We start from the raw sequence: 12940 nt of genomic DNA, 5'->3' as shown, positions 1-12940 counted from the left end.
CGAACCCCAAACCGCGGCGCCGACGAGCCGCAAAGAAGCTCGCATCGGCGTGAGTGAACCGCAGGCGGGCGTAGCCGTACCCGACACCGCCGACCGGCTGCCGCGGTGGCTGCAGGCGTGGCCGGCAACAGTATGGTGGCTCGGCGTCCACGGCGGTGCGGGGGAGTCGACCCTCTCGGCACTGGCCACGGGAAGCAGGCCAGCTCAGCACGGCTGGCCGATCCCTGACACCGGGGGCACCGCGCACCGAGTGGTCCTGGTGGCGCGCGCCAACTGGGGCGGTCTGACCGCGGCGCAGCGCGCGGCGACGGAGTGGGCTTCGGGCGCCCTCGGCGACGGTGTGCGGCTCGAGGGACTCGTCCTGATCGCGGACGCCCCCGGCCGCCTACCAAAACCGCTTCGAGATCTTCAACAGGTCATCAGCGGAGGCGTCCCGCGCGTGTGGACGCTCCCGTGGGTGGATGCCTGGCGGCTCGGACCTGTCGAACCGTTTACCGCCCTCCCTAGAGAATTCCGCGCACTGCTGGCGGATTTGCGACTGACACCGAGCGGCTCCGCTCACAACTGAAAGGACACCCCATGTCGCTCCAGCTTCTCGCCGCCGATGCGGTCATCCTCATCGCGGCACTCCCTGACCCGGACCCCGCAGCACCTCCGGGCTTCGAAGCTGTGACCACCATCCTCGGATGGGCCAAGTGGGTCGGTCTTATCGCCGCGATCCTGGCGCTGATCGCCGTGGCCGTCATGTTCATGTTCAACTCCCGCCGCGGCGAGGCCGGCCAGCACATCGGAACGTTCGTCGCCATCCTGGTCGGCGTCATCATCATCGGCGGTGCCACCAGCCTCGTCGGCTTCATTTCCGGCGCCTGAGCCCCCACGAGAGGACTGACAGATGAGCAACGCTGAATCGGGCGGCCCCTTCCGCCGAAGAGGCTTCATCATCGCCGCGATCGTCGTAGGGGCCATCCTGCTTCTCGGCGTTATTGCGATCGTCGCGTCTCTTCTGACGAACCGTGACGACGACGAGCCTGGCCCGACGTCGGCGCCGACCACCTCGAGCAGCACCGACCCTGCCGACGCCGACCTAAGCATCTGCGGGTTGGAGGACTTCGAGGAGACGAGCAGTCTTGACGGCCCGCCGTCTAACGAGTGGGAGCTTGTCGGCACGATCGCGGCACCTGTCGACACGCGCGGCGCTGGCCCCGGTGTTATCGACGCGAACGGCTTCCGCTCCTGCTACGCCCGTACGGCGGAGGGCGCGCTTTTTGCAGCGGTGGGCTACGTGGCCGTCGGCTCTGACGCCCGCAACGTTCCGCGTCTCTACGAGCTTCTGGCTGCAGGACCCGTCCGCGATGAGCTGGAAGCATCGCCCGCCCCCGGCGACGCCTCGGCGACGCGCCTGCAGGTGGCTGGGTTCAAGATCAACTCGTACACCGCCGACGAAGCCACGGTCGACGTGGCTTGGCAGGTCACGTCGGAGGGAAGCGCGCTCGTGAGCCTTCCGACCGTTCTCACATGGGAGGACGGCGACTGGAAGGTTGTCATCGGTGAGAACGGGCCACCGTTCGCTCCCTCACCCCTCGAGAACCTCGGCGGTTACACGCCCTGGGCTGGCGTGTAACTGTGGCTGCCGCCGCCCCATCCGGTGACTGCTCAAACCCGATCTACTGGGCCTCTCACGCGGGCGAATGCATCGGGCAAGGAGTCAATGACGTCGTCTCACAGGCGTCCAATGACGCGATTCAAGAGCTCACGAATCGCGTCATGGAGGGCTACGGCAAAGCGATTGCCAGCATGGGGAGCATGTGGGTATCCGTGCCCACGCCGATCTTGACGGCTGGCGACGGTTCGACGACTGGTGGAGGCACCCCGCCCGGGAGCGAAGCCTTCACCACAATCCTGAGCTACGTCACCTACATCGGGCTCGCGATCGCCGTCCTCTCGCTGATCGGCCTCGGCGCTCTCATAGCGTTGCGGATACGCCGCGGGGAGGGTCTCCGAAGTCTCGGAGCCCTCGGTGTGGTGTTTGTGGCCGTCATCCTCGTCTCGAGCGCGTCGGCGATCGTTGGTGGCCTGCTCAGCGTCAATACCCCGGGCGGCTCGTCCTCGGCCGTTGGGTTTCTCCAGAACTCGCTGTGGTTCTACGTGGGCGGCCTCGCGATCCTGTCGGTGGTCATCGGTGGAATCCGCATGGCGTGGGAGCAACGCGCTCAGCCGGGCAAGGATCTGATTCAGTCGCTCCTTACCCTCATCGTGGTCTCGGGTGCAGGCCTTGCGATACTCACGCTCGGCGTCACCGCGGCCGACGCATTCTCGATCTGGGTGCTCAACAACGCGACCGACTGCGACGTGTCAGCCGGGGGAGCATCGCAGTGCTTCGGGACGAACGTGTCGGCGATGATCGCGCTGAGCATCAGCTCTCCCATCGGAATGATCGGCGTTCTGATCCTTGGGGCGATCGCTCTGCTCATGGTCTTCGTTCAGGTCGCTCTTATGGTGGTCCGCGGTGGCCTCCTCGTCATTCTCGCTGGTGTTCTTCCCCTTGCAGCGAGCTTCACCAACACGCAGATGGGTAAGCAGTGGTTCGGCCGCATCGTCGGCTGGACCATCGCCTTTGTGCTCTACAAGCCCGCCGCGGCGCTCATTTACGCCGCGGCGTTCCAGTTGGTGGGCACCGACGCTTTCCAGGACGACGGCGGCGGGCTCTGGTCGATCCTGACCGGCCTGGCGCTGATGCTCATGGCTCTTGTCGCCCTCTCGGCTCTCCTGCGCTTCGTCGCCCCGATGACCGGCGCTGTCGCCGGCGGTGGTTCGAGCGGTATGGCCATGGCCGGCGCCGCTGGCGCGGTCGGCGGCGAGCTGGCGACGGGCGCGATCCGCCGTTCTTCTGGCGGAGGCGGCGCGTCGAACGGCGGGGGCGGAGGCGGTGGTGGTGGCGTGAACGCGGTGCCGAGTGGCGCCAGGTCTGGTGGAGGCGGGGGCGCTACCGCGGCCCGTACAGCCCCGTTGGGGGCGGGTGCAGGAGGAGGCGCGGCTGCCGGCGGCGGCGCGGCCGCGGGTGGTGCGGCTGCCGGCGGTGGTGCAGCTGTTGGGGGAGCGGCTGCAGCTGGTCCCGCCGCGCCTGTCGTGCTCGGTGCGAAGGTGGCCGGCGACGTGGCGAGGGGCGCGGTCAACACCGCCAAGGGAGCGGTTCAGTCCGCCGCCGACGACTCGGCAAACGGGCCTAGCGGCGCGAATTGAATGGGGGGCTCGTGATGACTACGACGACCAACGCCGAGACGCGCGACTACGCGCCGCGCAGCTACGGAAATTGGACCAAGCCGAAGACGGCCGGACTTCTCGGGCTGAGCGCGCTAGGGACGGCGATTCTCTTCGTCGGCGCCGGCTTCGCCGTTGTCGTGACGATGTTCTCCAATATCGGAAACGGCGTACTCACGGGTCTTGTGTTCGGGCTCTTTCTCCTGACGGTGGCCGCGAAGGACAAGCACGGATTGAGCCTGCTGCGGCGGGCAACAACAAGGGTGGGATGGATGTTCACAAGAGCGAAGGGCACGCACATCTACCGCTCCGGGCCTCTCGGCCGTGCGGAGTGGGGCACGGCGCAGCTTCCCGGCCTCGCGGCCGGCTCGCGGCTGACGGAGTGGCAGGACAGCTACAGCCGTCCGTTCGCGCTGCTGCAGGTGCCGTCGACGTCGGATTACACGGTCGTGATCGGCACGGAGCCGGACGGCGCAGCGCTCGTCGACGGCGAGCAGATCGACGCCTGGGTCGCCGAGTGGGGCCAGTGGCTCAAGAGCCTGGGCGATGAGCCCGGCATCGAATCGGTGTCGGTGACGATCGAGACAGCCCCCGACACGGGCACCCGTCTACGACGGGAGATCTCCGGCCGCATCGATCAGAACGCGCCCGAGTTCGCCAAGCAGCTCCTCGGCGACCTGGTCGACCGCTACCCGGCCGGCTCCGCCACCATCAGGGCCTACGTCGCGATCACGTTCAACGCGGCCGCACGGCCGGGCGGGCGTCGTCGTAAGCCAGAGGAGATGGGTCGAGAGCTCGCGTCGCGCTTGCCCGGCATCACCCAAGGGCTCACCGCCACCGGCGCGGGAACGTCGCGCCCGCTCAGTGCTCAGCAGCTGTGCGAGGTCATCCGCGTCGCCTACGACCCGGTTGCAGCGCGCCTGATCGACGAGGCGAACGCCGCCGGCGAACCACCGGAGCTGTACTGGCCGGAGGTTGGCCCTACCGCCCATCAGGCCGGATGGGACACCTACCGGCACGATTCGGCTCTGTCGGTGACTTGGATGATGAGCGGAGCACCTCGAGGCAACGTCCCGTCGAGCGTGCTGTCGCGGTTGCTTGCTCCGCACCGCGACGTCGCCCGTAAGCGGGTGACGTTGCTGTATCGGCCGATCGACCCGGCGAAGGCGGCCGCGATCGTTCAGGCCGATGTGCGTGCGGCGAGCTTCAACCTCACGTCTTCGAACCGGCCGACCGCGCGCAACATGACCGACGCCCGGGCTGCTCTCGCCACGGAGCAAGAGGAATCATCAGGCGCCGGCCTGGTGAACTTCGGCATCCTCGTGACCGCGACGGTGCTCGACGGCTCTCAGGAGGCGGACGCGAAAGCCGCGATCGACAGTCTCTCTGCCACGGCGCGGCTTCGGCTGCGCGTCGTGCACGGTTCTCAGGACTCTGCTTTTGCCGCGGCGTTGCCGCTGGGCCTGGTCCTGCCGAAGCATCTTCGGATGCCCGCTGAGGTAAGGGAGCAGCTGTAGTGCCTGCACTCGACGACCGTCGCCGCCGCGCTCAGAAGCGCAAGCCCCGCGAGCTGCCCCGCGAGAAGCCCACCCGCTCCGAGCGGGAGAAGAAGCCCGCCCTGCGCATCCCGGGCCCGCGCGGCTGGCTCGGCCGCGCTCGAGGTGAGGCATCGGTGATAGACCCCGTCGAGGAATGGCGCGGGACCACGGTGCAGGTCTGTGGTCTGCACCCGTTCTCGATCGGGACGGGAACCCCGATGATCGGCGTTCCGATGGGTCTGCAGCTCTTCACTGGCGCGACCGTCTGCGCCGACCCTGTCAGTTGGTTCCAGGACGCCGACCTCATCTCGAACCCGTCGATGTTCGTGCTGGGGCTCCCCGGTCTCGGCAAGTCGACGTACACGCGCCGCACCGCGGCGGGTCTCGCCGGCCTCGGCACTCTGCCGTTGGTGCTGGGGGATCTCAAACCCGACTACGTCGACATGATCAAGGCCCTCGGTGGCCAGGTGATCACGCTCGGCCGCGGCCGAGGGAACCTCAACGTCCTCGACCCTGGCGAGGCGTACGAGGCCGCTGAGCGTCTCCGTATCGCCGGCAAGGAGAAGGAGCGCATCCAGGTCCTCGCCGATGCCCACGGGCGCCGGCACACGATGGTGTCGGCGCTGCTGACGATCCTCCGCAAGGAGCCGCCGACCGACCGTGAGGAGTCGATCATCGACCGCGCGCTGCGGGTGCTCGACGAGCACCACGAGGGCGTGCCCGTGCTCGGAGATCTCCTGCGCGTCATCCAGGAGGCACCCCAGGAGATCCGTGACGTTGCCTTGGACCGTGGCAATGACGAGCGGTACAAGGCGATCACCGAGAACCTCGAGGCGTCGCTCATCAGCCTGACGACCGGTGGGCGTCTGGGGGAGACCTTCGCTCACCCGACCACCGTGGCGATGCAGCGCGATCGCCCCGTCGTCTATGACGTCTCCTCGATCGACGATTCCGACACCGACCTGCAGGCCGCGATCCTCCTCGCGTGCTGGTCCGCCGGCTTCGGCACGGTCAACGTCGCGAACGCGCTGGCTGACGCCGGGCTCGAGCCCCGGCGTCACTACTTCGTCATCCTCGACGAGCTGTGGCGGGCGCTGCGCGCCGGCCGCGGCATGGTCGACCGCGTAGATGCGCTCACGCGCCTGAACCGCCAGCGAGGCGTCGGGCTGGCCATGATCTCGCACACTATGAGCGACCTCCTCGCCCTGCCCACGGAGGAGGACCGGATGAAGGCGCGCGGCTTCGTCGAGCGTGCCGGCATGGTCGTGTGCGGCGGCCTACCGGGAGCGGAGATGGGCATGCTCACGAGCGCTGTGCCGCTCTCACGCGCCGAACAGGAGTTGCTCACCTCCTGGCAGGACCCCGGAACCTGGGACACCGGCCCAGGCTCCGAGCCACCCGGGCGCGGCAAGTTCCTCATCAAGGTCGGCGGCCACCCCGGCATCCCAATCAAAGTCGAGCTCGTCGAAGCCGAGCGGGCAATCAATGACACCAACAAGCTCTGGCATGCCACCACGGCGTTCCCCGAACCGAACGAGTCGAACCCGATGATTGGCCTCGAGGACGCCGAGCACGCCGCACACGAGTTCGCCGTCGAGACCGAGGGCGCAGCACTTATCGAGGATGCGGGGGCCGCATGAGCGCCACCAACAAACGCGGACAGGGCATCGAGCCCGGAGCGATCGCGCTCCTCGTCGCGGTGCTCCTCGTCCTGGCAGTGCTGGGCAGCACCTGGGCCGCCGTCGCCCTCGGCTCACAGCTCGACGGACTGAATGAGGGCGGCACGAGCGACCCCTACGAGGTGTTCTTCGGGGTGATCCGCGGCACCGTCGTTTGGCCGCCTTCCGCGACGTGGATTCTCCTGGGGCTCGTCGCCGTCGTGCTCACGCTGGGGATCCTCACCGCGGTGGCGATCTCGCGTGCTCGTCGACGCCGTAGCGCCGTCGACGCCGCCGCTGCGCACATGGGCAAGGGCAAGCAGCTCCGCTCACTGTCCGCCACGGGAGCGCGTCAGACCGCGCAGCGCCTCGGCACCGGCGACTGGCTCGGCGTCCCGATCGGGGTGACCGTGGCTGGCCGCCAGCGCCTTTACGGTTCGCCCGAGGACATGCACGTCGATATCTGGGGCCCCCGCACGGGAAAGTCCACGAGCCGAGCGATCCCGGCGATTCTGTCGGCTCCCGGCGCCGTTCTCACGACCTCGAACAAGCGCGACGTGCTCGACGCGACGCGCGACGTTCGCGCCGAAAAGGGCCCCGTGTGGGCCTTCGATCCGCAGCAGATCGCGCTCGAGCCCGCGACCTGGTGGTGGAACCCGCTGAGCTACGTCACCGACGACACCAAGGCGGCCAAGCTCGCCGATCACTTCGCCTCCGGCTCACGTGCTGGTGATGCTCGCGCCGATCCCTACTTCGACAACGCCGGTCAGGATCTCCTCGCCGGCTTCCTGCTCGCCGCGGCCCTCGACGGCCGCCCGATCACCACGGCGTTCACCTGGACCACGCGCCCCGGCGATGACACCCCGGTCGAGATCCTCCGCGACCATGGCTACCACCAAATGGCCGACGCCGTCGACGGCCAGGTCAACGGTGAGTCCCGCCGACGCGACAGCGTCTACGGGACCGCCGCACAGATGGCCTCGTGCTTGAAGGTCCGCGCGATCGCCGAGTGGGTGACGCCGCAAGGCGCCGACTCCGCCTCCGACCCTCGCCCCCAGTTCGACCCGCACACTTTCGTGCGGGCCTCCGGCACGCTGTATTCGCTCTCCAAGGAGGGCCGGGGTACCGCGGGCCCGCTGGTGACCGCGCTCACCGCCGCGACCGTGGAGGCGGCCGAGGAGCTCGCCACGACTCAGGCCGGCGGGCGCCTGTCGATCCCCATGCTGGGCGTGCTCGACGAGGCCGCCAACGTCTGCCGGTGGCACGACCTCCCCGACCTCTACTCGCACTACGGCTCCCGCGGCATCGTCCTCATGACGATCCTGCAGTCGTGGTCGCAAGGCGTGCAGGTCTGGGGCCGGGAGGGCATGCGCAAGCTCTGGTCGGCATCCAATATCGCCGTCTACGGCGGCGGTGTGAAAGAGCCCGAGTTTCTCAACGAGCTCTCTCAGATGATCGGCGACTACGACCGCCGCACGACGTCAACGAGCGTCGGCCGCGGCAACCGCTCTACCTCTCACGGCATCCAGCGCGAGCGCACGCTCGACGTCGCCGACCTCGGCTCACTCCCGCGCGGCCGCGCGATCGTTTTCGCGTCCGGAACGCCGGCGACGCTCGTCGAGACGGTGCCGTGGATGAAGGGCCCGTACGCGGATGCGGTCAAGGCGTCGATCGCCGCGCATGACCCCGCCGCCCGTGCCTCCGCGTCGCCGACCGCCACGGCCGTCGCTGACCACCCCGAGGGGGAGCGATGAGCGAGTTCGACGACTTCCGCGACGACGAGGACCTCGAAAACAACGTCGAAGAGATTCCCCAGCTGTTCTACGGCTCCGCCGATGAGTTCTTCCGTGAGCGGCTGCGCTACATGTACTCGCGAAAGGTCGGCGGCGGCAACGCCGAGTTCCGTTGGTCTGCCCGGTGGTGGGAGTCGCCCGAGGCGGTCGCCCGTATCGAGGCGATATGGCGCGCGTGGGAACACCTACGCCAGGATGCCGCTACCGGCTCGAGCACCTGGTGGGCCGAGCACGCCGATCACCACATGCCGATCCTGATGAGCCCCGAGGGCCCATTCGCGAAATCCGAGGACGCGAACAAACACGGTCAGCCGCTCCCGTACGAAGCACCGCCCGAGGGGTTGTTCCCCGATATGCGGCTGCAGTAGCCCGCGAAGACTGGAGAGACGATGATCACTCGCGAGGACGTCAACGACGCGCTGCAGCGCGTCGGCATGGTGGCGATGATGTACTACCCCGAGCTGCAGGTCGACGACCCGGACTACCGGCTCGACACCGACGTCACCTGGTGCATCGAGCCACTCGCCGAGATCTCCGACGAGGCCCGAGCGTCGATGGTGAACCTCATCGGCCTCGCAATCGTTGATCCCACTGCACACCGCGGCGCTCTGTTCGCCGCCGTGATGGACCTCGCTCCCGAGGCCGACGCCCACTGACCGTGGCTGAGCCGGCCGACCCTGCAGACGAGCGCCGCGCACGCGCGCGCAATGCTCGTCTGCGCTGGCATGCTGCGAACCCGAACTACCGCGCGGAATACGACGCGAAGAACCGGCCGAGGATCCTCGAGAAGAAACGCGAGGCGGAGAAAAAACGCCTCGCCCGGGTCCACGTCGACCGGGACCGCCGTGTGAAAGCACGTGAGCGGGCACGCCAGTGGGCCGCGGAGAACCCGGAGAAAGCTCGCGCGCAGCGGCAGCGCTACAGAGAGCGCCACCCCGAGCGCGTGAAGGCAACTGACCGGGCCTCCTACGCCCGCCACCGCGACGCCCGCACCGCGGCCGCGCGAGAGTACCGGGAACGCAACCCGGAGCGCACAGCTGCCGCAGCGCGCCGCTGGCAGCAGGAGAACCGCCAACGGCTCACCGCTTACCAGCGTGACTACCGCTCTCAGAACGGCGCCGTTTACGATCGCACGCTCGCCTCCAACCGCGACGCCCGCCGGCGCGACCGCCGGCTGAAAGCCCTCGGCTTGCCAGCGAAGCGGGTCCGCCGCACGAATGTTGCCGAGCGCAGCCGCAACGACCAGGCCGCCACGGCGTTCTTCACTCGCCTCCGCGGGCCCGCGGAGCGGCGCCGTATCCTCGCCCAGTACGAGCCGACCCCGCCCGAGCTCATCGCGGACTGGCAGCGGCACTCCCGCCTCGGCAAGCAGCGCGCAGCCGCGCTCGAGCGTTTCCCGCACCGGCTTGAGGAGTATCGCGCGAAGCACGGTGAGCGCCTGCGTGAAGAGGTGCGTATGGACTCCACGGCGCGCACGCTCCGCGGCGCGGCACCCCTGGCAATCGACGACGAGGTGAACCGGCGCGCCCTTGAGGCGGTGTGGCGCGCGACAGCTGGTCTTGGCCGCCCGACGCCGGGAACGCCGAGCAAACTCACCCGCATGTCTCGTCCACGTCGTGGCACAACGCCGGGGCTACGAGACCTCGGCCGCGATCGCTGAGCTCCACCTACGAAAACGGGGCCCCTGTTTGGTCAGGAGCGATGACGAGGATCGCGAGTGATCCAACGATGGGGCCTATCGAACCCCCTCCGATATCTCCGGTTCGGGGCGGTCGCTGAGTCTCAGTGACCCGCGACAGTCGTCAGCCGGGTCTGCCTCACTGGCGGGCGACCTTATTGAGGCACCCTTCAGTCGGGTCGGGAGAGGAAGCACAGCGGAGGGTTCAACACTGGTCACTTGTGACTGTATAGTCACTAAATGCTGACCATTGCCTCGCGACTGGATGTCATGACTCGCCTCGGTAGAGCCATGGCCGACCCCACCCGCTCTCGGATCCTCCTCTCACTGCTTGATAGTGCGGGGTATCCGGCGGAGCTTGCCCGGGATCTCGAGCTTTCGCGGACCAACGTGTCGAACCACCTGACGTGCCTGCGCGGGTGCGGACTCATCGTCGCAACGCCGGAAGGCCGTCGCACCCGTTACGAGATTTCTGACCCTCACCTCGCGATGGGAATGCGACAGCTGCTGTCGGCAGTCGTCGCCGTAGACGAGGGTGTGCCTTGCACTGACGCCGGGTGCGAGTGCTGCACCCCGGGCGCGGAGTGTGGACTGTGAGCGAGGAATGCTGCGGCCCCGAAGACGCGCCTAAGACGCACACCCTCCGTCGCCTTGAGCTTGCACGTCCCAGCGCCGCGGGAGACATGTGTTGTGGTCCGACAGCGTCTGACTCCGAACACACGAAGCACCATGCGGCGCACGAGGCTTGCGATTGTTCTGACTCATCGATGACGGCTGTCGCCGAGATCGAGTCTCGCCCGCCGTGGTGGCAGGACGCGGCGCTCCTGCCGTCCGCCGCGTCCGGGGCCTTTCTAGCGGCTGGCTACGTCTTCGAATGGTCCGGTATGGAGATACCGGCCCTCGTCCTCCAGTGGGTAGCCCTTGCTGCCGGCGCGTACACGTTCGTGCCGGGCGCGTTGCGTCGCTTGCGGCAACGTCGGCTGGGTGTCGGACTCCTCATGACGATTGCGGCCATCGGCGCGGTACTCCTGGGGCACGTGGGGGAGGCTGCGACCCTCGCGTTCTTGTTCTCGCTCGCCGAGGCGCTCGAGGATCGCGCGATGGATCGCGCGAAAGAGGGGTTGCGTGCTCTCCTGTCGCTTATCCCGGATACCGTCCGGGTATCGCGACTTGCCGGTGACGTCGAGATTCCCGCCGCACAGGTGCGAGAACTCGACATCCTGGTCGTCGGCGCCGGGGAGCGGATTGCCACCGACGGCGTCATTGTCGAGGGTCGGTCAAGTTTGGACGCATCCGCCATCACGGGAGAGTCGATACCCGTTGAGGTCGGGCCCGGACATGCCGTCGCTGCCGGCTCGATAAACGGGTCAGCGACCCTCCGTGTGGAGGCTACGGCCGACGGCCTCGATAACTCGCTCACCCAGATCGTCGCCCTTGTCGAACAGGCTCACGCCCGCAAGGGAGAACGCGCGCGCTTGGCGGACCGAATTGCCCGCCCGCTCGTTCCCACTGTGTTGATTGTTGCTGCACTGGTCGCGCTGTTCGGCGTGGTCATCGGAGACCCGTGGACGTGGCTTGAACGTGCCCTGGTCGTTCTCGTTGCTGCGTCCCCGTGCGCCCTCGCCATCGCGGTACCGGTGACGGTCATCAGCGCAATCGGCTCAGCGTCCAAGTTCGGTGTCATCATCAAATCCGGTGAGGCCTTTGAGCAGCTGGGAACTGTCCGCACCCTCGCGTTGGATAAGACCGGAACCCTGACGCGCAACGAGCCTTCCGTCGTGGAAGTTCGGACCATCAGTGGGGTGTCCGGCGGCGATGTGCTGGCGTGGGCCGCGGCCGTGGAAGCCAACAGCACGCACCCTCTGGCCGCGGCAATCATCGATTCCAGCACCCCCATTGTTGTACCGGCGACAGGCGTCGTCGAGGAGGCGGGGCGCGGGGTGACCGGACTCGTTTCGGGGAGAGCCGTTCGCATCGGCAATACACGCTGGCTCCATCCCGGCGATCTCCTCGCCGACGCTGACGCGTTCGCAGCGGAGGGGATGACCGTGGTCGTCGTCGAGGTCGACGGCGTCACTACCGGGTTGATTGGGATCCGGGACGAACTGCGCCCTGAATCCGCCGAGACCATCCAACTACTCAACGCCCAAGGCATCGACACGGTCATGCTCACCGGCGACAACGCCCGTACCGCTGGGGCCATAGCGCTCGAGGCAGGTATCGCTGACGTGCGAGCCGAACAGCTCCCCGCGGACAAGGCCGCCGTGATATCCCAGCTCGCCAAAACTCGTCCCGTCGCGATGGTGGGCGATGGGATCAACGATGCCCCTGCTCTAGCCACGGCAACAGTCGGAATTGCGATGGGCGTGAAAGGATCCGCCGCAGCCATCGAGTCCGCTGACATCGCCTTCACCGGGAATGACCTGCGCCTCCTGCCAGCCGCGCTCGCCCACGCTCGCCGCGGCCGGCGCATCATGACGATGAACATCGGACTGGCGCTGGCCATCATCATCGTGCTGTTCCCCCTCGCGCTGTTCGGGGTACTCGGACTTGCTGGGGTCGTCCTCGTCCACGAAGTAGCCGAGGTCATCGTGATCCTCAACGGAGTCCGCGCAGCTCGCCGACCAGCCGCACTTCGTGGACTCACCGCTATCCCCGCCGCGCGCAGAGACCTGGCAAGCCTCTGACCACATCTCAAGGGTCGAACACGCGTCGAACCATTTGAGATGTCTGCGAGCCGCCCGCACTTAGGATCGTGACGATGCGTACGGAGAAATCACCGCTCGGGCGTCTGACCCGAGGTAGTGCTCCGCTGGCGACCAAGATCGTCAGCGCGATCTTGCTCGCGCTCGCGCTCCTACTCGGATCATGGGCTGGAGGGCACTCCACAAGTGGCGAGGCCAGCGTCGCCGACGTCCTCACCGCCGCCGTAACAGAACTCGTTCATGACGCTGCACCCCTCAGCGACACGCCCCCAGGAATAACATCGGCGGACGCCGCGAGTGTGATGACCGC

General features: G+C 67.8%; 12 protein-coding genes. All 12 read left to right on the top strand.

Annotated elements, in window-relative coordinates:
• The first annotated feature begins 49 nt into the window (after positions 1-49).
• The 12 genes from ABTU82_RS15265 to ABTU82_RS15210 all read left to right on the top strand — a co-directional run bounded on the left by ABTU82_RS15265 (position 50) and on the right by ABTU82_RS15210 (position 12612).
• Positions 50-568: a DUF6668 family protein gene (locus ABTU82_RS15265; RefSeq protein WP_407174050.1), complete on the top strand. Its 519-nt coding sequence runs from the start codon at positions 50-52 to the stop codon at positions 566-568.
• Positions 569-579: 11 nt separating this feature from the next.
• On the top strand, positions 580-870 hold the full coding sequence (locus ABTU82_RS15260; protein ID WP_407174049.1) for a TrbC/VirB2 family protein: 291 nt from the start codon (positions 580-582) through the stop codon (positions 868-870).
• A gap of 22 nt (positions 871-892) precedes the next feature.
• On the top strand, positions 893-1621 hold the full coding sequence (locus tag ABTU82_RS15255) for a DUF8175 domain-containg protein (protein ID WP_407174048.1): 729 nt from the start codon (positions 893-895) through the stop codon (positions 1619-1621).
• Positions 1622-1623: 2 nt separating this feature from the next.
• Positions 1624-3240, top strand: a complete 1617-nt coding sequence (locus ABTU82_RS15250) for a TrbL/VirB6 family protein (RefSeq protein WP_407174047.1) — start codon at positions 1624-1626, stop codon at positions 3238-3240.
• Between the two features lie 14 nt (positions 3241-3254).
• Positions 3255-4775 (top strand): SCO6880 family protein, encoded by a 1521-nt coding sequence (locus tag ABTU82_RS15245; protein WP_407174046.1) that lies wholly within the window; start codon positions 3255-3257, stop codon positions 4773-4775.
• The gene (locus ABTU82_RS15240; RefSeq protein ID WP_407174045.1) at positions 4775-6436 is read left to right on the top strand and encodes an ATP/GTP-binding protein; all 1662 of its coding nucleotides are present in this window, start codon (positions 4775-4777) and stop codon (positions 6434-6436) included. The genes ABTU82_RS15245 and ABTU82_RS15240 overlap by 1 nt, the downstream gene beginning before the upstream one ends.
• Positions 6433-8208 carry a type IV secretory system conjugative DNA transfer family protein gene (locus ABTU82_RS15235; protein WP_407174044.1) on the top strand — a complete coding sequence of 592 codons (1776 nt, stop codon included), beginning with the start codon at positions 6433-6435 and terminating at the stop codon, positions 8206-8208. Before ABTU82_RS15240 ends, ABTU82_RS15235 begins: the two co-directional genes overlap by 4 nt.
• Positions 8205-8615: a DUF4913 domain-containing protein gene (locus ABTU82_RS15230; RefSeq protein WP_407174043.1), complete on the top strand. Its 411-nt coding sequence runs from the start codon at positions 8205-8207 to the stop codon at positions 8613-8615. Before ABTU82_RS15235 ends, ABTU82_RS15230 begins: the two co-directional genes overlap by 4 nt.
• 21 nt (positions 8616-8636) lie before the next feature.
• Positions 8637-8903 (top strand): hypothetical protein, encoded by a 267-nt coding sequence (locus tag ABTU82_RS15225; protein ID WP_407174042.1) that lies wholly within the window; start codon positions 8637-8639, stop codon positions 8901-8903.
• A 2-nt stretch (positions 8904-8905) separates the two neighbouring features.
• The gene (locus ABTU82_RS15220) at positions 8906-9907 is read left to right on the top strand and encodes a hypothetical protein (protein ID WP_407174041.1); all 1002 of its coding nucleotides are present in this window, start codon (positions 8906-8908) and stop codon (positions 9905-9907) included.
• Positions 9908-10165: 258 nt separating this feature from the next.
• Positions 10166-10522, top strand: coding sequence for a Cd(II)/Pb(II)-sensing metalloregulatory transcriptional regulator CmtR (gene cmtR / locus ABTU82_RS15215; protein ID WP_407174040.1), 357 nt, complete (start codon positions 10166-10168; stop codon positions 10520-10522).
• 170 nt (positions 10523-10692) lie between these two features.
• Complete coding sequence (locus ABTU82_RS15210) at positions 10693-12612, top strand: heavy metal translocating P-type ATPase (RefSeq protein WP_407174039.1); 1920 nt, start codon at positions 10693-10695, stop codon at positions 12610-12612.
• Positions 12613-12940: the final 328 nt, after the last annotated feature.

This window comes from Microbacterium deferens (assembly GCF_045517775.1).
GTDB lineage: Bacteria > Actinomycetota > Actinomycetes > Actinomycetales > Microbacteriaceae > Microbacterium.
This window is presented reverse-complemented; position numbering and strand designations above follow the sequence as displayed.